Origin of the sequence: Rhodanobacter sp. Col0626 (assembly GCF_049994385.1) — a bacterium.
GTDB lineage: Bacteria > Pseudomonadota > Gammaproteobacteria > Xanthomonadales > Rhodanobacteraceae > Rhodanobacter.
Map to the genome: position 1 here is coordinate 2,590,993 of NZ_CP188260.1, position 19,384 is coordinate 2,610,376.

General features: G+C 64.6%; 19 protein-coding genes, 1 tRNA gene and 1 riboswitch. Of the genes, 5 read left to right on the top strand and 15 right to left on the bottom strand.

The features are described from left to right. Window positions 1–50 precede the first annotated feature (50 nt). From mmsB to ACPPVV_RS11220, 6 genes are all read right to left on the bottom strand, one after another. On the bottom strand, window positions 51–941 hold the full coding sequence (mmsB, locus tag ACPPVV_RS11195; RefSeq protein WP_426699967.1) for a 3-hydroxyisobutyrate dehydrogenase: 891 nt from the start codon (window positions 939–941) through the stop codon (window positions 51–53). Beyond that, window positions 938–2,107 carry an enoyl-CoA hydratase/isomerase family protein gene (locus ACPPVV_RS11200; RefSeq protein WP_426699968.1) on the bottom strand — a complete coding sequence of 390 codons (1,170 nt, stop codon included), beginning with the start codon at window positions 2,105–2,107 and terminating at the stop codon, window positions 938–940. The genes mmsB and ACPPVV_RS11200 overlap by 4 nt, the downstream gene beginning before the upstream one ends. Next, on the bottom strand, window positions 2,104–2,901 hold the full coding sequence (locus tag ACPPVV_RS11205) for an enoyl-CoA hydratase (RefSeq protein WP_426699969.1): 798 nt from the start codon (window positions 2,899–2,901) through the stop codon (window positions 2,104–2,106). Before ACPPVV_RS11205 ends, ACPPVV_RS11200 begins: the two co-directional genes overlap by 4 nt. Further along, complete coding sequence (locus ACPPVV_RS11210; protein ID WP_426699970.1) at window positions 2,898–4,076, bottom strand: acyl-CoA dehydrogenase family protein; 1,179 nt, start codon at window positions 4,074–4,076, stop codon at window positions 2,898–2,900. Before ACPPVV_RS11210 ends, ACPPVV_RS11205 begins: the two co-directional genes overlap by 4 nt. 11 nt (window positions 4,077–4,087) lie before the next feature. Beyond that, the gene (locus tag ACPPVV_RS11215) at window positions 4,088–5,593 is read right to left on the bottom strand and encodes a CoA-acylating methylmalonate-semialdehyde dehydrogenase (protein WP_426703223.1); all 1,506 of its coding nucleotides are present in this window, start codon (window positions 5,591–5,593) and stop codon (window positions 4,088–4,090) included. 147 nt (window positions 5,594–5,740) lie between these two features. Next, window positions 5,741–5,961: riboswitch (cobalamin riboswitch) on the bottom strand. An 87-nt stretch (window positions 5,962–6,048) separates the two neighbouring features. Then, on the bottom strand, window positions 6,049–6,846 hold the full coding sequence (locus ACPPVV_RS11220; protein WP_426699971.1) for an AraC family transcriptional regulator: 798 nt from the start codon (window positions 6,844–6,846) through the stop codon (window positions 6,049–6,051). Between the two features lie 131 nt (window positions 6,847–6,977). Between ACPPVV_RS11220 and ACPPVV_RS11225 the strand changes: the two genes are divergently transcribed. Both ACPPVV_RS11225 and ACPPVV_RS11230 read left to right on the top strand, forming a co-directional pair. Further along, window positions 6,978–8,222, top strand: a complete 1,245-nt coding sequence (locus ACPPVV_RS11225) for an MFS transporter (RefSeq protein ID WP_426699972.1) — start codon at window positions 6,978–6,980, stop codon at window positions 8,220–8,222. A 138-nt stretch (window positions 8,223–8,360) separates the two neighbouring features. Beyond that, window positions 8,361–8,723, top strand: a complete 363-nt coding sequence (locus ACPPVV_RS11230) for a hypothetical protein (RefSeq protein ID WP_426699973.1) — start codon at window positions 8,361–8,363, stop codon at window positions 8,721–8,723. A gap of 47 nt (window positions 8,724–8,770) precedes the next feature. On the opposite strand, the gene murB is transcribed toward ACPPVV_RS11230, so the two are convergent. The 6 genes from murB to amaB form a co-directional block, all read right to left on the bottom strand. After that, window positions 8,771–9,802: a UDP-N-acetylmuramate dehydrogenase gene (murB, locus tag ACPPVV_RS11235; protein WP_426703224.1), complete on the bottom strand. Its 1,032-nt coding sequence runs from the start codon at window positions 9,800–9,802 to the stop codon at window positions 8,771–8,773. A gap of 31 nt (window positions 9,803–9,833) precedes the next feature. After that, entirely contained in the window at window positions 9,834–10,871 is a 1,038-nt protein-coding gene (locus ACPPVV_RS11240) for a quinone-dependent dihydroorotate dehydrogenase (protein ID WP_426699974.1), read from the bottom strand. A gap of 3 nt (window positions 10,872–10,874) precedes the next feature. Beyond that, a complete protein-coding gene (locus tag ACPPVV_RS11245; RefSeq protein ID WP_426699975.1) occupies window positions 10,875–11,642 on the bottom strand; it encodes a class I SAM-dependent methyltransferase in 768 nt (255 codons plus the stop codon). Beyond that, entirely contained in the window at window positions 11,635–12,411 is a 777-nt protein-coding gene (locus ACPPVV_RS11250; RefSeq protein WP_426699976.1) for an SDR family NAD(P)-dependent oxidoreductase, read from the bottom strand. Before ACPPVV_RS11250 ends, ACPPVV_RS11245 begins: the two co-directional genes overlap by 8 nt. Window positions 12,412–12,418: 7 nt before the next feature. Then, window positions 12,419–12,721: a DUF4190 domain-containing protein gene (locus tag ACPPVV_RS11255; protein ID WP_426699977.1), complete on the bottom strand. Its 303-nt coding sequence runs from the start codon at window positions 12,719–12,721 to the stop codon at window positions 12,419–12,421. A gap of 88 nt (window positions 12,722–12,809) precedes the next feature. After that, window positions 12,810–14,345 carry an L-piperidine-6-carboxylate dehydrogenase gene (gene amaB, locus ACPPVV_RS11260; RefSeq protein ID WP_426699978.1) on the bottom strand — a complete coding sequence of 512 codons (1,536 nt, stop codon included), beginning with the start codon at window positions 14,343–14,345 and terminating at the stop codon, window positions 12,810–12,812. Between the two features lie 273 nt (window positions 14,346–14,618). Between amaB and ACPPVV_RS11265 the strand changes: the two genes are divergently transcribed. Next, window positions 14,619–14,695: transfer RNA gene (locus ACPPVV_RS11265), tRNA-Arg, on the top strand. A gap of 71 nt (window positions 14,696–14,766) precedes the next feature. Here ACPPVV_RS11265 and ACPPVV_RS11270 read toward each other — a convergent pair. Then, on the bottom strand, window positions 14,767–16,326 hold the full coding sequence (locus ACPPVV_RS11270; RefSeq protein WP_426699979.1) for a protein adenylyltransferase SelO: 1,560 nt from the start codon (window positions 16,324–16,326) through the stop codon (window positions 14,767–14,769). Between the two features lie 220 nt (window positions 16,327–16,546). Between ACPPVV_RS11270 and ACPPVV_RS11275 the strand changes: the two genes are divergently transcribed. After that, the gene (locus ACPPVV_RS11275; RefSeq protein ID WP_426699980.1) at window positions 16,547–17,140 is read left to right on the top strand and encodes a DUF1415 domain-containing protein; all 594 of its coding nucleotides are present in this window, start codon (window positions 16,547–16,549) and stop codon (window positions 17,138–17,140) included. Window positions 17,141–17,187: 47 nt separating this feature from the next. Beyond that, window positions 17,188–17,520, top strand: a complete 333-nt coding sequence (locus ACPPVV_RS11280) for a YkgJ family cysteine cluster protein (protein WP_426699981.1) — start codon at window positions 17,188–17,190, stop codon at window positions 17,518–17,520. 16 nt (window positions 17,521–17,536) lie between these two features. Here the strand turns inward: ACPPVV_RS11280 and ACPPVV_RS11285 are convergent, their stop codons facing one another. Beyond that, complete coding sequence (locus ACPPVV_RS11285) at window positions 17,537–18,241, bottom strand: pseudouridine synthase (RefSeq protein WP_426699982.1); 705 nt, start codon at window positions 18,239–18,241, stop codon at window positions 17,537–17,539. Beyond that, window positions 18,238–19,308, bottom strand: a complete 1,071-nt coding sequence (locus ACPPVV_RS11290) for a class I SAM-dependent methyltransferase (protein ID WP_426699983.1) — start codon at window positions 19,306–19,308, stop codon at window positions 18,238–18,240. Before ACPPVV_RS11290 ends, ACPPVV_RS11285 begins: the two co-directional genes overlap by 4 nt. Window positions 19,309–19,384 lie beyond the last annotated feature (76 nt).

Sequence of the window (19,384 nt, forward strand, 5' to 3'; positions counted from 1 at the left end):
CTAATGCAACAGCGTCCCTTGGTCACCAAGTTCAGCTTTTCGCGTGGCGCTCACGCGTCCTTCGCCACCAGTTTGACCACGCTGGAGAAATCGAGCTGCCCATTACCGGCTTTGCTGTTCATCGCATAGAGGTTGCGTGCCAGCTCGCCCAGCGGGATCGACGCACCGCTGCCGATCGCCGCCTCGGCAGCCAACCCCAGATCCTTGAGCATCAGGTCGTTGCCGAAGCCGCCGCTGTAGCCGCGCGAAGCGGGCGCATTTTCCAACACACCGGGCCAAGGATTGCAGACCTCGGTGGCCCAGCTGCGACCGGTACTGACCGCCATCATCTGCGACAGCACGCTCGAGTCCAGTCCATGCGCGACGCCGAGCGCCAGGGCCTCGCCCGTCACTGCCATTATCACGCCCAGCGCCATGTTGTTGCACAGTTTGGCCACCTGGCCGGCACCATTGGCACCGACGTGGAAGACGTTCCTGCCCATCGCTTCCAGGATCGGTCGAGCCCGGTTCAACGTCGCCTCGTCGCCACCGACGATGAAGGTGAGCGTGCCGGCCGTGGCGCCGGCGGTGCCGCCCGAAACGGGGGCATCGATCATGCTCAGCCCGCGAGCGGCAGCAGCCTGGGCGATCTTCTTCGACGATGCCGGAGCGATCGTGCTGCTGTCGATGACCAGTGCGCCCGGCGCAATGTTCGCCAACAACCCACCCTCGCCGAGATACAGCCCCTCGACATGCCGGCTTGCCGGCAACATGGAAATCACGATCTCGACGCCGTTTACTGCCTCGACCGCCGTGGCGGCCGCACTGGCACCGGCGGCGACCGCTGCCGCCACCGCCGCGGGCACAAGATCGAATACCTGCAGGCTGTGGCCCGCCTTGAGCAGATTGGCGGCCATCGGCCCACCCATGTTGCCCAGACCAATGAAGGCAATACGACTCATGCGAAGGTCTCCGTGGAGGCGCCCAGGTCGGCCAGCGGGTGAGCTTGGGCCGAGCATGGCGCAATGAAGAAGTTTTCGGCCCACGCTGGCGTGGCTTCGTCCAGGGTGGGCGGGTTCCAGCGGGGGTTGCGATCCTTGTCAATCAACAATGCGCGGATGCCCTCGGCAAAATCGCCATGGGCCGCGCAATGCAGCGAAGCGGTGTATTCCAGCCGAAACGTATCGGCCAGCGACAACGTGGCCGCGCGCTGCTGCAGCTCGAAACCGAGCCGTACCGAACCAGGTGAACCGCCGGCAAGGGTAGTCTTCGCGTTTTGCAGCCAGGGGTCATGGTTGTCGAGCTCGGCGATGGCCGAGACGATCGCGTCCAGATCGTCATGCACACACACCGAGGCGATCAATTCGCGATGCTGCTGCAACGGCCCCACCGCAGCGTTCCGCGCGAAGCCCTGCAGCAGCGTGGTCAGGCGATGTCGGTTGGCATCGGCATCGGCGGACCAATCCGCGACATACAAAGCCGCCAGCACTTCTTCGCGTGTTGCCTCGGCAATGAAATGGTCGGCCAGACCTGCGTGGATCGCGTCACCGGCATTCAGTGGTGCGCCGGTCAACGCCAGGAAAAGACCGGCGCGGTCGGGCACGCGATGGAGCAGCCAGCTGCCACCGACATCCGGATACAAGCCCACGGTAACCTCGGGAAACGCGAGCTTCGAACGCTCACTGACCACGCGATGGCTGGCGCCGGCCATCAATCCGATCCCGCCGCCCATGACGATGCCGTGCCCCCAGCACAGGATCGGCTTCGGATAGGTGTGGATGCGATAGTCCAGGCGATACTCGGCCTCGAAGAACTGGCGCGCCTGCACGTTGTCGCGAATATCGCCACTTCCGCTGGCCTGATAGTCACGCATGCCGCGATACAGGCCGTGCAGATCGCCGCCGGCACAGAACGCCTTCTCGCCAGCGCCCTGCAACACCACCATGGCCAAGTCATCGTCATCGGCCCAGGCCGCGAACTGCGTATCGAGCAGACGTGCCATCTCCAGCGACAGACCGTTGAGCGTCCTGGGCGTGTTCAGCGTGGCAATGCCGATACGCTTGCCGTTGATGGCAACCCGTTCTTCGAACAGCACCACAGCTTGAGCTTGCTCGACCGTCCCGTTCATGCGTTCTTCCACTGCGGCGCGCGTTTTTCCAGGAACGCGGCCACGCCTTCGACCTGGTCGGCGCTGTCAAACAGATCGACAAAAGCCTCGCGTTCGCTGACCAGCGCGGTCGCGTGCGATTGCATCCGCGTGCTCTGAACCAACGTCTTGCATGCCGCCACGCTGGTTGGGCTCTGCTTTGCGGCTTTCTGCGCCCATTCCAGCGCGTGCGCCTTGGCCTCGCCCTTGCCGACGACCTCCTCGACCAGCCCGATGCGCAGCGCGGTCGGTGCATCGATCCGCTCGCCGAGCAGGATCATCCGCTTGGCCCAGCCCTCGCCGACCAGCCGGGGCAGGTTCTGGGTGCCACCGGCGCAGGGCAGCAGACCGACCGCAGCCTCGGGCAAGGCGACCTGCGCCTGTTCTTCGATGATGCGCAGGTCGCAGGCCAGCGCACATTCCAGGCCGCCACCCATCGCATACCCATTGATCGCGGCGATGCTGACGCCACGAAAGTTGCTCAGCGTCTCGAACGCCTCGCCGAAACGCCGCGCGGCAGCGCGCGCGGACGCCTTGTCTCCATCGGCGAATTGCTTGAGGTCCGCACCCGCCGAGAAGAACTTCTCACCTTCGCCGGTGACGACCAGCGCGTAGATATGCCGATCGGCATTCAATTCACGGATCAGGTCGCGTAACGCCGCCAGGCTATGCACGGTCCACGTATTGGCCGGCGGATTGCTCAGGGTGATGACGGCGGTATGCCCATCGATGTCCAGCTTCAATCCGGTCCAGGTCTTGTCGGCATGGCCGCTCATCGCAATTCCTCATGGGTGTTCAGCAGATGGCGCGCAATGATCACGCGCATGATTTCGTTGGTGCCTTCCAGAATCTGGTGCACGCGGCAGTCGCGCATCAGCCGCTCGATCGGGTACTCGCGGATGTAGCCGTAGCCACCGTGGATCTGCAGCGCCTCATTGCAGATGGCGAAGCCCGCATCCGTGGCGAAGCGCTTGGCCATGGCACACCACACGGTAGCGTCGCTGCTGCGCGCATCGAGCTTGCGTGCAGCGGTGTGCACCATCTGCCGGGCCGCAACCAGCTGCGTGGCCATATCCGCCAGTTTGAACTGCAGCCCCTGGAATTCGGCCAGTTTCTTGCCGAACTGCCTGCGCTCGCCCATGTAACGGCGTGCTGCATCCAGCGCGCCCTGCGCCGCACCCAGCGAGCAGGCCGAGATGTTGAGGCGGCCGCCATCCAGGCCCTTCATGGCGATCCTGAAGCCCTCCCCTTCCTTGCCGAGGAGGTGGTCAGCGGATACCCGCACCCCGTCGAAGCTCACGCTTCGGGTGGGCTGGCTGTGCCAGCCGAGCTTGTCTTCCTTGCGCCCGTAGCCGATGCCCTGGGCGTCGGCCGATACGGCAAACGCACTGATGCCACCCGCGCCGTCCTGGCCGGTGCGCGCCATCACCACCAGCACATCGGTGACGCCGGCGCCGGAGATAAAGGCCTTGCTGCCGTTGAGCACGTAACTGTCGCCATCGCGTTCGGCGCGGGTTTTCAGCGATGCCGCATCGGAGCCGGCACCGGGCTCGGTGAGGCAGTACGAGGCCAGCTTTTCGCCGCTCGCCAATGCCGGCCCCCACGCATCGCGCAGCGACGGCTGCGCGTGTGCGGTGAACATCCAGGTCGCCATGTTGTGGATGCTGATGAACGCGGCCGTGGAGGGATCGATGGCAGCCAGTTCCTCGAACACGATCGCCGCGTCCAATCGCGTCAGCCCGGCCCCGCCAACCGCTTCGTCCACATACAACCCGCAGAAGCCCAGCTCGCCGGCCTTGGCAATGGCTTCACGGGGAAACTCGCTGTCCGTGTCCCAGTGCGCAGCGTAGGGTGCGAATTCGGCCTGGGCGAAGTCGCGTGCCGCCTTGCGATAGGCAAGCTGGTCTTCGCCCAGATCCGTCGTTGGCGTCGGAAAGGCATGCATGTCCATGACCGCCGCCATCACTTCAGACTGATCGTGGTGTTGACCCCGACATGCAGCGTGTCGTCATCGAACCAGCGCTGGGTCACGGTCTTGGTCTGCGTGTAGAACATCACGACCTGTTTGCCGTACGGGCCAAGATCGCCAAGCTTGGACGCTCGCGAGCCGGTGAAGGAGAACAGCGGCACCGGCACCGGAATCGGCAGGTTGATGCCGACCTGGCCGACGTCGATGTCTTCCTGGAATTTGCGCGCCGCGGCGCCGGACTGCGTGAAAATGGCGGTGCCATTGCCATTTGGATTGGCATTGACGATGTCGATGGCTTCATCCAGCGAATCGGCAGCCAGGATCACCAGCACCGGGCCAAAGATCTCCTCGTCGTAGATGCGCATGCCCGGTTTCACACCGGAAAAGATCGTCGGGCCGACGAAGTTGCCATCCTCGTAGCCGGGCACGTGCGGGCGGCGGCCGTCCAGCTCCAGCGTTGCACCCTGCTCGATGCCCGAGGCAATGAATGCCTCGACGCGCTCTCGCGCCGCAGGAGAAATCAGCGGCCCCACATCGGTTCCCGTTTCGCTGCCCGCGTTGACCTTGAGCGACCTCGCCTTGGCTACCAGTTCGGGAATCCACGACTGCGCCTCGCCCACCAGAACCGCGGCCGCCGCCGCCATGCAACGCTGCCCTGCCGCGCCGAACGAAGCGCCGGCCAGCGCATTGAGTGTTTGCTCCTTGTTGGCGTCGGGCAACACGACGGCGTGGTTTTTCGCACCCATCATGCATTGCGCGCGCTTGCCCGCTTGCGTCGCGCGGTTGTAGACGTGGGTCCCGACCTTGGTGGAACCGACGAACGACACTGCCTTGATGGCCGGGTGGTCGCAGATGGCGTTGACCACATCCTCGCCACCGTGGACGACGTTGAGGACGCCCTTCGGGATGCCGGCTTCCAGCGCCAGCTCGACCAGCCGCATGGTAACCATCGGATCCTGCTCGGACGGCTTCAGCACGAAGGTGTTGCCGGTGGCGATCGCCATGGGAAACATCCACAGCGGAATCATCGCCGGAAAGTTGAAAGGCGTGATGCCAGCGCACACACCAAGCGGCTGCAGCAAGGTATAGGTATCCACGCCGCCGGCCACGTTGTTGGCCAGTTCCCCGAGCTGCAGGTTGCCTATGGCCGCTGCTTGCTCGACCACCTCCAGCCCGCGGAACACGTCGCCCTCGGCGTCGGGCAAGGTCTTGCCCTGCTCCGCGGTGAGGATCGCGGCGAGCTCATGCATGTGCTCGCGGATCAGTTGCTGGTATTTTAGGAAAATGCGCGCACGCGTACCGATCGGCGTCTTGCGCCAGCTCTTGAAAGCCTGCTGAGCGGCGGCAACCGCGGCATCCACTTCGTTGGCGGTCGCGAAAGGCACGCGCGCCAGCACTGCTTGCGTGGCTGGATCGACGACATCGCGCCATTCGGAACTTTTCGATTCGACGAATTCGCCGTCGATCAACAATTTGACAGTTGCGACATCGGTCGCCATCAGGCCCAGCTTGTTCATTTGTCCGGTCTCCGTATCGCTCACCCGCGAAGGATGCCGCAGAGCAGGACAAGACCAATCAGGACAGCAGACAGCCGCGCCGAATCAGCTCGTCTGGTTGCCCACCGCAACACCCGAGAAAGACACCTCGAAGGATGTCAGCGACAGGCCGGTCTCCGGGCTTGCGAGCGATGCCGACAGCATCACCCCGACACCTTCCCGCGAATATCGCAGTGGTTCTGAGTCGGGTTTTCTCGCTTACCGTTGCGGGGGCAGCGCCGGCCTGGGATGGATTTCATCCGCACCGGCTTCCCGTTTCACCCTGCTCACCGGAATGGCGATGGCAGGACACCTGAAGCGCGAGGAGTATAGCGCGGCGCCTTCCTCATACATGTGTTGCAATGCGCAAAGTAAAACGGGCCGACCGATGACCAGCCGCCGAAAGCGGCGAACGAAAATCAGTCGGCCATCGACGACGCATTGCGCTGATCGGATCCGAGATAACGGCTGGGTGAAGCGCCGAGTACACGTCGAAAGGCCGCGCTGAAAGCACTGGTGCTGCTGTAGCCAAGATCCATTGCGACCTGGGTGATTGCGTCGCCGGCAGCCAGCCGGGTCAGCGCCGCCAACAGGCAGGCCTGTTGCCGCCATGCGCTGAAACTCATGCCGGTCTGCTGGCGGAACAATCGCGTGAAGCTGCGCCGGCTCATGCCGGCCTTGTGTGCCATCGCGTCGATATCGATCTCCAGCGCTGGCGCCGCGATCAAGGCACGGCACAGACGCGACAGCCGCGGATCGCGCGGCAGCGGCGTGTTCAGCGGCAATGCCGGCATCGCGGCGATCTCGTCCAGCAGCAGCGCCATCACCCGGCCGTCGCGGCCCTCCAGCGCGTATTCGATCGGCAGGTCCACCGCCTCCAACAGCAGGGCATGCAGCAGCAGCGATACACCGATGACCCGACAGTGCGCCGGCAATGCGGTGGCGGCTTCGTGGCGCACGTAGGTGCTGCGGGTCGACACGGCACCGCTCATGCGCACCTCGTGCGCGACGCCGGCCGGAATCCACAGTGCGCGGCGAGGCGGCACCACCCAACTGCCTTCGTCGGTGATCACGGTGACCACTCCGGTGGCGGCGTACAGCAGCTGCCCACGCTTGTGTGCATGGCGCGGCAGCACGTAGTGCGGCGGGTAGTCGTTGCCGGTAATGACGACGTCGCGCGGGGTGTCTTCGTAATGGATGACGCGGGCATTGCGCATGGCGGGAGGGATCTTGGCCCGAATTCGACAGAATCTGACCCGCTGATGCATGCGGGCCGAAGCCGACCACTCTAGAGTGACGCTCGCGGCGGCGCAATGCGGCCGCCCTTCCCCATCCCCAAGAGTTCCGCATGAATACTCGCGTCGACGAGGCAAACCTGTCGGTCGAACCGATGGCGGCTTCGCATCCACCTGTCGAAGGCACGGCCTACGGCGTGCTTGGCAGCATCAGCTTCGCGCACATGCTCAACGACATGATCCAGTCGCTGATCTTGGCGATCTATCCGATCCTGAAGAACGATTTTCACCTGAGCTTCGCCCAGGTCGGCCTGATCACGCTGACCTACCAGCTCACCGCCTCGATGCTGCAGCCACTGGTCGGCATGGTCACCGATCGCCGGCCGATGCCGTACTCGCTGCCGGTCGGCATGGGCTTCACGCTGTGCGGGCTGTTGTTGCTGGCCGTTGCGCCGACCTTCCCCGTGTTGTTGCTCGCCGCGGCGATGGTCGGTACGGGCTCGTCGGTCTTTCATCCGGAGTCTTCGCGGGTGGCGCGGATGGCCTCGGGCGGCCGGCATGGCCTGGCGCAGTCGTTGTTCCAGGTCGGCGGCAATACCGGGTCGTCGCTGGGGCCGTTGCTGGCGGCATGGATTATCGTGCCGCACGGGCGTGGCAGCGTGGCGTGGTTTTCGCTGGCGGCACTGCTGGCGATGGTGGTCCTGCTGCAGGTCGGCCGCTGGTATGGCCGGCACCACGTCACCCACGGGAAGTCGGCGGCGCGGCACCTTCCTGTGGTGGCACTGTCGCGCAACAAGATCATTGGCGCATTGGCAATCCTCGGCCTGCTGATCTTCTCCAAGTATTTCTACCTGGCCAGCCTCAGCAGCTATTACACCTTCTACTTGATCCACAAGTTCGGCGTGTCGGTGCAGAGTGCGCAAGTGCACCTGTTCGTGTTCCTGTTCGCCGTCGCCGCCGGTTCGCTGATCGGCGGCCCGGTTGGCGACCGGATCGGGCGCAAGTGGGTGATCTGGGTATCGATCCTTGGGGTGGCGCCGTTCACCCTGTTGCTGCCGCATGCGAGCCTGATGTGGACCGGCGTGCTGACCGTGATCATCGGCCTGGTGTTGTCGTCGGCGTTTTCGGCGATCCTGGTCTACGCACAGGATCTGATCCCCGGTCGGGTCGGCATGATCTCCGGCCTGTTCTTCGGCCTCGCCTTCGGCATGGGCGGCATCGGCGCCGCCGTGCTTGGCGGTCTGGCCGACACGCATGGCATCGAATACGTCTACCAGCTGTGCGCGTACCTGCCGTTGATGGGCTTGATCACGGTGTTTTTGCCAAGCATGGAAAGGCCTGTGCAAAGAGAAGGCTGAGGCTCTGACGGATGGGCAACATGTCAATTCTCATATAGCAGAACTGAAGTATTTAGCTGTATTGATTAACTCCGCCCTTAATTGAACCGACCATGCTGGTAAGGTGACTGCCATCAAGCTGCGTGGGGACGCATGGGCATGCCGAAAGTTTTCTTGAAGATTCTGGTGATCTCGTCAGTCGCACTAATAGCTGCGTGGTCTCCGTATGCGTCTGCACAGCAGGTTACGAAGAAGCCTGCGTCGGAGGATGTGAAAGGGAAGGTCGAGCAGCTCATGCTGAAATATTGCGAGAATCTAGCCGCCATGTCAGAGGCGATGGTCCAAGAGCGCAATAAGGGAACGCCCTTGAGCGTGATCTACGGACGACTCCCTCCTAACAGTCAGTTCTACCCTCGCGAGAAGATGCTAGGCCTGGCGAAGTGGATTTACTCAGATCGCACGCTGACACCGGAAGCTGTGAAGCAGTCAATGCTGGACGAGTGCTACAAACAGGTTGCCTGACAACAATTTAAGTGACCGAAGGTAGTTAAATCGAGCCTCCCTCTCCGCTAGTTCTGGCTTCCGATAACCACCGGCTCCGGCTCCAGCATCACGCCGAACTTGTCGTGCACACCAAGCATCACTCGCCGCGCCAGCGCCCACAGCTGCGGTCCGCTGGCCTTGCCGTGGTTGACCAGCACCAGTGCGTGGCGATTGGAGATGCCGGCGTCGCCTTCACGCATTCCCTTGAAGCCGGCCGCTTCGATCAACCAGGCGGCGGACAGTTTGCAGCGGCCGTCGGGCTGCGGCCATGCGGCGAGGCCGGGATGTTCGCGCCTGAGCGTGTCGGCCAGCGCGGCATCCACGATCGGGTTCTTGAAAAAGCTGCCGGCATTGCCGATCACCGCGGGGTCGGGCAGCTTGCTGGTGCGCAAATGCACCACCGCTTCGGCGACGTGGAATGGCGCGGGTTTGTCGATACCCATGCGCGCCAGTTGTTCATTGATGCCTGCGTAGTCGGTGCGCAATGGACGGCTGCGTGGCAACACGAAACGCACCGCCGTCACGATGTAGCGGCCGGGCTCGTGCTTGAACAGCGAGTCGCGATAGGCGAACGCGCAGGCCGCGTGATCGAGTGTCGCCACGCGATGCTCGCGCGTGTCCCACGCTTCGACGCTTTCGACGAACTCCGCCACTTCGCAGCCGTAGGCCCCGATGTTCTGGATCGGAGCGGCGCCGACGGTGCCGGGGATCAGGATCAGGTTTTCCAGGCCGGCGTAGCCCTGGCCCAGGGTCCAGCGTACGAAGTCGTCCCAGCGCTCGCCCGCGGCCACCGCGATGCGCGCGCTGTCGCCGTCGCTTTCCACCTGCACGCCGCGGGTGGCCATCGCCAGTACGGTGCCGTCGAAATCGTCGGTGAACAGCATGTTGCTGCCTTCGCCCAGCACCAGCAGACGGCCATGGCGCACGGCGGGGAAATCGAGCAGTTCGGGGAGCTTGCCGGCGTCGCGAATTTCAGCCAGCAGCGTCGCGCGCGCGTCGACGCGCAACGTATTGCGGTTCGCCAGCGAAGCGTTCTCGATGAGCGTGTAGCCGCCCATGTCAATTCGCTCCGCGGGCATGTCCACGCGTTCAGACGGCATCGGCAGCCTCGCGCTGACGGCGAATTTCGTTGACGCATTCGCCGACCAGATGCGGTCCGCGATAGATCAGGCCCGAGTAGATCTGCACCAGCGAAGCGCCTGCAGCGAGCTTCTCGGCGGCATCGCTGCCATCGAGGATGCCGCCCACGCCGACCAGCGGTATGCGCCCCTGCAGCCGTTTGTGCATGCCGGTGAGCACCGCGGTGGAACGCTCGAACAGCGGTTTGCCGGACAGCCCACCCGCCTCGCCACCGCGCGGATCATCCGCCACCGCGGCGTGATCGATGGTGGTGTTGCTGCAGATCACGCCGTCGATGCCGGTGCGCAGCAGCACCTCGGCGATCGAGTCGAGCTCCGCTTCGGTGAGATCCGGCGCGATCTTCAGCAACATCGGCTTGCGCCGCCCATGTTGCGAACCCAGGCGCTCCTGCGCTTCGCGCAGCACCGAGATGAAACGGCGCAGCGTGGCCTCCTGTTGCAGGTCGCGCAGGCCCTGGGTGTTCGGCGAGGAGATGTTCACCGTGATGTAGCTGGCGTGTTCGTAAACGCGGGTGAGACAGAGCAGATAATCGCTGACCGCCTTCTCGTTCGGCGTGTCCTTGTTCTTGCCGATGTTGATGCCAAGCACGCCGTGATAGCTGGACTGCTGCACGTTGCGCACCAGCGCGTCGACACCGCCGTTGTTGAAGCCGAGCCGGTTGATGATCGCCTCGTGCCGCGGCAACCGGAACATGCGCGGTTTGTCGTTGCCCGGCTGCGGCTTCGGTGTGACCGTGCCGACTTCGATGAAACCGAAACCGAGCGCATCGAGCGCGTCCAGGTGCTCGGCGTTCTTGTCCAGGCCGGCGGCCAGACCGACCGGATTCGGAAAGGTGACACCGAACACGGTGGTCGGCAGGTCCGCCGGCGGCTTGGCGATCAAGTGGGCGAAGTTGCTGCGCTGGGCCACGCCCAGGCCGTACAGGGTCAAGCGATGCGCGGTTTCGGCATCGAGCTTGAACAGCAGCGGGCGCAGGATGTCGTACATGGATCAGCCCAGGTGGCCCGCGAAGATGCGGGTGTCGTAATCGAAGCTTACCGTGCCGTCCACGGCGCAGCTGTCGAACAGTTCGCGCAGCGCGCGCAACATCGGCTCGTGCTGCGGATGGCCCGCCTTCGGCGAATACGAGGAGGACATCAGCCGCCCGCGCAGCGCCTCGAAATCCAGCCGCTGGCTGTGCTCGAAACTTGCGCTGCCGCGAAAGCCAGCGCCGAACCATTGGCGCATGCGCGCATCGTCGGCGTAGCGCTCGGCCACGCTGGTGTAGTCGGTGCCGCAGGTTTGCAGCAGCGACTCATAACCTTCCAGGAAACGCGTGCCGGTGAGGCGACGCGAATTCCACCAGATCGCCGCCAGCCCACCCGGGCGCAGGATGCGCGCGAACTCGCGCCGCGTGGCTGCCTCGTCGAACCAGTGGAACGCCTGCGCCACGGCAACCAGATCCACGCTGGCATCGGCCAGGCCGGTGGCGTCGGCACGGCCGCCGACGGCGTCGAAGTCATCGTATGCGCGCAGCCATTGTTCGGCCGCGGCGCGCATCGGCGCGTTCGGCTCCACCGCCGTCACGCGGTAACCGGCATCGAGGAACATCTTCGACGAAATACCGGTGCCGGCGCCCACGTCGGCGACGCGCCAGCCCGCATCGACGCCCTGCTCGCGCTGCAGCCAGTCGAGCAGCGCCGGGGGATAGTCCGGTCGGTAGCGTATGTAATCGTCGACGCGGTCGCTGAAACGTGTGGTGGAATGGAAGTCAGCCATTGAGCATTTGCCCGCCATCGACAGCCAGAGTTTGTCCGGTGATCCAGGCCGCCCACGGCGATGCCAGGAACAGCGCGACATGCGCGATCTCCTCCGGCTTGCCAAAACGGCCGAACGGAATTTTCGCCAGGGTCGTCTGATAGAGCTGTGGTTGCTCGACTTGGCGGCGCTCCCACAAGCCATCGGCAAACGCGATCGAACCCGGCGCGATCGCGTTGACGCGGATGCGGTGCTCGGCTAGCGCCAGTGCCTGGGAAGTGGTGTACTGGCTCAGCGCTGCCTTCACTGCTGCATACGCCGCACCGTTCGCACGCGGGCGGAACGCGGCGATCGAACTGGTGTGCAGGATGCACGGCCGCGATGAAGCCTTCAGATACGGCAATGCCGCGCGCGAAGCACGCACAGCCGCCATCAGGTCCACGTTGAAGCCGGCCAGCCAGCCCTCGTCGCTGTCGTCGAAACCGTAACCACTGGCGTTGTTGACCAGCACGTCGATGCCGCCAAGCGCGGCAGCGGCATCCGCCACATACACCTCGATGGCTTTCGCATCGGCCAGATCGCAGCTTTGTGCGTGCGCGACAACGCCGAACGCGGCGATCGCCTGGCAGGTTTCTTCCAGCGCCACCGCGCCGCGTGCACAGATCGACACGGCGGCACCGGCCTGCGCGAAAGCCAGCGCCATGCTGCGGCCGATACCGCGACTGCCGCCGGCGACGACGACGCGATAACCGCCGAGATCGAAGGGAGCGAAAAGTGTCCCGGAATTCATGCTTGGGTCAATGCCAGCCCCACCACGAAAAACCGAAGGCCAATGCCGCGATGAAAACAAACAGTCCCAGCATGCAAAGCGCCAGGTGCGCGTAGCCGAGTACCAGGCCGGCAACCGCCATGCCGTCACCCTCGATGGGGTTGTCGATCGGACTGCGGCGGATTTCACCGCGTGCCATGTGGCCGCAGATAACCGCCACGATCGCGCCGATGAATGGCAGAAGGCACCATGACAGGATGCCGAACACAAGACTCACCACCGCCAGCGAACTGGTACCGGAACTGGATCGATACGAGGGTTGGTAGCTCATCGGGTCGCTCACTCGTGAAAGAGGTGGAACAGCGCCGTCATGTATCGTCACCGGCCACGGACGCGGGCGTCCGGGCCGGCCGTTGCGATTACACCGTGAACTTGATTCCCTGCGCCAGCGGCAGCGAGTCCGAGTAGTTGATGGTGTTGGTCTGGCGGCGCATGTATACCTTCCACGCGTCCGAACCGGACTCGCGGCCACCGCCGGTTTCCTTCTCGCCGCCGAACGCGCCGCCGATCTCCGCACCGGAGGTGCCGATGTTGACGTTGGCGATGCCGCAGTCCGAACCGCCCGCCGACAGGAACTGCTCGGCCGCGCGCAGGTTGTTGGTGAAGATGGAGGACGACAGGCCCTGCGGCACGTCGTTCTGCATGTCGACCGCCTCGTCCAGCGTCTTGAACGGCATCACGTAGAGGATCGGCGCAAACGTCTCGGTTTGTACGACCTCGTGCGAATTGGCGATGCCGGTGACGATGGTCGGCAGCACGAAGTTGCCCTTGCGATCGGTCATCGCGGCGCCGCCGGTACGCACGTCGCCGCCGGCTGCCTTGGCCTTCTCCACCGCGGCGAGATAACCCTGCACGGCTTCCTGGCTGTTGAGCGGCCCCATCAACGTGGTGGTCAGAGTCGGATCGCCGATCTTGCCTTCGACCTGCTTGTACGCCTTGACCAGTGTGTCGACCACGCCATCGAAGATCGATTCGTGCACGAACAACCGACGCGTGGTGGTGCAGCGCTGGCCGGCCGTACCGACCGCACCGAACACGATGCCCGGGATCGCCAGCTTCAGATCGGCGCTTTCGTCGAGAATGATCGCGTTGTTGCCGCCCAGCTCCAGCAGCGAGCGGCCCATGCGCTGCGCCACGCGCTCGCCGACCATGCGGCCGACCTTGGTCGAACCGGTAAAGCTGATCAGAGGGATGCGCTTGTCGTCGACGAAGGCCTGCGACAGATCGGTGCCAGCGTCGTTGAACAGGAAGAACAGGTCGGGGAAACCGCCGGCCTTCAACGCGTCATTGCAGATCCGGATGGTCGCGATGGCCGACAGCGGCGTCTTCGGCGACGGCTTCCAGATGCAGATGTCACCGGCGATGGTGGCCAGCATGGCATTCCACGCCCACACCGCGACCGGGAAATTGAACGCGCTGATGATGCCGACCAGACCCAGCGGGTGGTACTGGTCGTACATGCGATGGCCCGGACGCTCCGAATGCATCGTGGCGCCGTACATCATGCGGCTCTGGCCCACTGCGAAATCGGCGATGTCGATCATCTCCTGCACTTCGCCGTCGCCTTCGGGCTTGATCTTGCCCATCTCCAACGCGACCAGCGAACCCAGCGCATCCTTGTGCTTGCGCAGCGCTTCACCGCACAGCCGCACCGCTTCGCCACGCTGTGGCGCCGGGGTGGTGCGCCAGACCTTGAACGCGGCCTGTGCGCGCTTGACGATCACGTCGTAGTCGGCGGCGCTGGACGCATGCACGGTGCCGAGCACTTCGCCAGTGGCCGGATTCACCGGCTGCAGCGCACCGGCGTCGGCGGTTGTCGACCACTCGCCCTGACCGAGATAGGTGCCGGACTGCTCGCTGGAAAGGCCGAGCGCGCTGAGGATTGCATGGGACATGGATGTCTCCTGGACGTGCGGCGCCCGCGGGCACCGTGAATGAATTTGGTAATTGCCCATTCTAACAGGCTGGCTGCGGTGCTCCCTCCTTGCGTGGGGTCATGGCCCTCCCCTGCCCGGACGGGAAGTTCTTCAAGTGGGGCCAGTCCGCGAAAAGATCAAAAGCGAACCCCCACCCCAGCCCTCCCCTGCATGCAGGGAAGGGAGCCAACGCCCGTCTTGGAATGTAGGCGGATCGCGCCGTTGTGCGATCCATGCGAAAATCCCGCCGCTGCCCTCGTAGCTCAGTTGGATAGAGCGGCCCCCTCCTAAGGGGCAGGTCGGACGTTCGAATCGTCTCGAGGGCACCAACTTCATGTTCAAGAAGGCCGGCCATGCCGGCCTTCTTCATTCAGATCATCGCCTGCCTCGTGCGCCCGGATCAGGAACTGCACGACAACATCGAGCAGCCAGCCTTGTGCCGTGCCCAGTCCGGGCGCTTCTGCGCGAAGGCCTCGCGGCCGGGCTGGTCGTCGTACGGATGACGCAGCACGTCGAGCAGTTCGGCGATGCCTTCGGCGTCGCCCTGCCCGGCCCGGTCGATCGCCTGCTGCGCCAGGTAGTTGCGCAGCACGTAGCGTGGATTCGCCTTGCGCATCCGTTCGTGGCGCTGTCCGGGTGGTAATGGGTCACCGGCCAGTCGCGCAGCGTAACGAGAAAGCCAGTCACCGAGCGCCGGCTCGGCCTGGCGACGTTTTGCCTCGTCGTAGAACGACTGATCGAATGGCGCCAGCGCGGGTGCCTGCGTATCGATATCTGCCAACGCACGGAACCACAGCGTCATGTCGATCTCCGCCTGTTGCATCAACGACTGCAGCGACTGCATCAGCGCCACGTCGTCATCGCGACACTCAGCCAGACCGAGCTTGGCGGCGATGTTCGCGCGATCGGCGGCATCGTAGCTCGCCGCATAACGATCCAGCCCGGCCTGCAATGGCGCGGTATCGGCGAACAACGGAGCCAGCGCACCGGCCAGTCTGCTCAGGTTCCACCACGCCACGTTCGGCTGCTGGCCGTAGCGGTAACGGCGGCGCTGCGCATCGGTGGTGTTCGGGGTCCAGTCCGGGTCGTAGTTGTCGACCCAGCCGTAGGGGCCGTAGTCGATGGTGAGGCCGAGGATCGACATGTTGTCGGTGTTCATCACGCCGTGTACGAAGCCCACGCGCATCCAGTGCGCCACCATGGCGGCGGTGCGTTCGCAGACCTGGGCGAACCAGTCCGCGTACAACGCCTCGCCCGACCCCTCAAGCTCGGGAAAATCACGGCGGACGGTGAAATCGACCAACTGCTTCAGCAACGCGGTATCTCCGCGCGAAGCAGGCAGTTCGAAGTTGCCGAATCGGATGAACGACGGCGCGACACGGCAGACGATCGCACCGGGCTCCGGCGCGGCATTGCCGTCGTAGAACATGTCGCGCAGCACCGACTCGCCGGTGCCGACCAGACTCAACGCGCGCGTGGTCGGCACGCCCAGGTGATGCATCGCCTCGCTGCACAGGAACTCGCGCACCGACGAGCGCAGCACGGCGCGGCCATCTGCACCGCGCGAGTACGGCGTCAGCCCGGCGCCCTTCAATTGCAGCTCCCAGCGCTCGCCGGTGGCGTTGACGACTTCGCCCAGCGAAATCGCCCGACCGTCACCGAGCTGCCCGGCCCAGTTCCCGAACTGGTGCCCGCCGTAGTTCGCCGCGTACGGCTGCATGCCATCGAGAAAGGCATTGCCACCGAACAGCTGCGCAAATCCGGGCGTGGCGACATCCGCTTCGCTGAAACCCAGCGCCGCCGCCATCTCCGCCGAATACGCCAACAGGTGCGGTGCGGCGACCGGCGTGGGATCGACATGGGAATACAGCGAGCCCTCGACCTGGCGCAAGCGTGCGCCACGCTCCGGGTCACCCGGCAGGTCGCGGACGAACATATTATCGAAGCGGGGTTTGAACATGACATCAGCTACTGGATCGGATCCAGCTTATATCCGGGCACCCATCGCCGCATGCAAGAGCCACCGTTGCGGCGACCCTTCTGTGGGAGCGACTTCAGTCGCGATGCTCTTGAACTGTTGGCCGTAAGTAGCGGAAGGCCGTCGCGACTGAAGTCGCTCCCACAAACGCGGCACGCACGAGGCGTTATAGTCGGCGCCGCCAGCCATCCACGAGAGCCGCATGAACGACACGCCGACACCCGGCCACCTCAACGCCGATGCACTGCCCGAGGACGCACCCTACTTCGCCGCTACCACGCGCTGGCTGGAGCGCGCGGTGATCGGGCTCAACCTGTGTCCGTTCGCGCGCGCGCCGCAGGTGCAAGGCAAGCTGCGGATGCGGGTCAGCCACGCGCGTGACACCGACGCGCTGCTGGACGATCTCTGCGGCGAACTGCAATCGCTCAACGCATTGACGCCAGACGAATGCGAGACCGGCCTGCTGATCCACCCGTTCGTGCTTGCCGATTTCCTCGACTACAACGACTTCCTCGATATCGCCGACGCTGCCGTGCAGACGCTGGGACTGGAAGGCGAATGGCAGGTGGCCAGCTTTCATCCCGATTACCAGTTCGCCGACAGCGCTCCCGACGCGATCGAGAATTTCAGTAACCGTTCGCCCTTTCCCACCCTGCACCTGTTGCGTGAATCCAGCATCGAGCGCGCGATGGACGCGATGAGCGACACCGACAGCATCTACCGGCGCAACATCGAGACGCTGCAACGGTTGGGCAGCGACGGCTGGCAGGCATTGTGGCGCGACAAACCGGGCTGAACGTCCATCGCAACATGGCGTTCATGCCGACCGTGTCATGCTTACGCGTGAACCATCTCCCCGACCCCTACGCGGAAAGCGTCGATCCAAGCGTGCAATGCACGACTTGCGAAGCCGTGTGCTGCCGTCTTACCGTGGTGCTGATGCCCGATGACCATGTGCCGGCATGGCTGGTCGATTACGACGAGCACGGCATGGCAACATTGGCCAAGGGCGAGGACGGCTGGTGCGCCGCGGTGAACCCGAACACCTCCGGCTGCACCATCTACGAGGATCGCCCCGCCATCTGCCGCAAGTACGCGATGGGCAGTCCGAGCTGTCGCGACGAGCGGCACAAATGGTTCGGTGCCGCGATTCCCACCGCGGTGCACATGCTGTAACCCGCGGCATTGATCTTCAGGCGTTGCTGAAGATCAATGCGACTTCGTCCGCATCCAGCACGCGCCATTCGCCCATCGGCAACTCGCCCAGGATGAGCCCGCCAATCGAAATGCGCCGCAGCGTCTCGACGTGATTGCCGGCGGCGGCGAACATCCGTCGCACCTGGTGATAGCGGCCTTCGGTAACGGTGAGTCGCGCATGGCGCCGCCCCAACACGTCGAGCACGGCCGGTGCCAGCGGTTCTTTCTCGGTTTCCAGCATCACGGTGCCGCTGGCGAACAGCTCGCCTTCGTCGCCGCGCAGGTCCTGCGCCAGCGTGGCCTCGTAGATCTTGGCCACCTGCGCCTTCGGCGAAATGATCCGGTGCAGCAGCGCGCCGTCGTCGGTGAACAGCAGCAGCCCGCTGGTATCGCGATCGAGCCGGCCCACGCTGGAAAGCACCGGCGAGCGCACGTTGTAACGCGGCGGCAGCAGGTCGTAGACCACCCGACCCGGATCCTTTCGTGAACAGGTGACGCCGAGCGGCTTGTTCATCATCAACACCAGGCCGGATGGCGGATCGAGCGGTTCGTCGTCGACGCGGATCGTTTCGTACGGCACCACGTCGTCGGCGTAGAGCACCTCGCCATTCGCGTCCGTGATACGGCCGGAGCGAAACAACTGCGTCACGTCCTTGCGGCTGCCATAACCCAGGTTCGCGATCAACTTGACCAGTTTCATTGCTTTACCCCAACCGCTTCGATCACCTTGAATCCTTCTTGCGTCACCAGCGTGCGCACGTCGCGAAAACGCGCCATCAGTATCGCTTCATACGGCAGATGCCGGTTCGCCACGATGAACAACCGGCCGTCCGGCAGCAATGCGTTCGCTGCGCTGGTGATGAAAGCGCGCCCCAGCGCCGGCAGGTCCGCACGCCCCTGGTGGAACGGCGGATTGCTGACGATGGCGTCGTAACGCTGTGGCAGGCCGCGGGTCACGTCATGCCAGTGAACCGCCACGTCCAGCGCGCGGTTCGACGTGTGTCTGGCCCGGTCGAGGTTGATCCGTGCCGGCTCCAGCGCGCGCGCTTCGGCCTCGTACAGATCGATCGCGTTGACCTGTGGACAACGCGCGATGACCTGTGTGGAAAGATAACCGTAACCGGCCCCGAGATCGGCCACGCGACCGTGCAGGTCACCGGGCAGTTGCGCGGCCAGCAGCGCCGAGGCACGGTCGATGCGATCCCAGGCAAACAGGCCCGGACGGCTGACGTAGCCGTCGGCGATCTCGCGCGGAGCATCCAGCGCCAGCCATTCGGCCAGCAGCGCCTGATCGATGGTGGCGGCGTCCGGCGTGCTCCAGAACACCCGGCATTTGTGCTTGGACAGGTGCTGCACCGCACCGGCCAGCTTCGCCAGATCGGCCTCGCCCGATTTCGCGCCCTCGGCATTCGGCATCGCCGCCAGTACCGTGCCACCCGGCCCCACGTGCCGCAGCGCACGGGCGAACAGCGCACGCGCCTCGTCGCGCTGACGCGGTGGCAGCAGCAATACCAGCGGGAATTTTTCGTCCGCCGCCGGCTCGTCCACGCGCATGCCGTTGCGTGCCAGCTCATCGGCGAACGGCATGAACCCTTGCTCGCACAGCCAGCCAGGCTGCGCCATTTCGCGCAGCCGCAGGCCGGCACGCGCGCGCAGGAACAACACGCGACCGTCCGTCGGCAGGCGCAGCTCGCCGTTTTCGAACGGCACGAACAGCGCAGCCAGCGCCGAATCCGGCGCGGCCGCGAAAAAGCCGGCAGCAGTCACGTCACCCTCAACCATCAAAACGATGGCGACATTGTACGTGGGGGCGGACGGGATCCACGCCGACGCCGACCCCGAC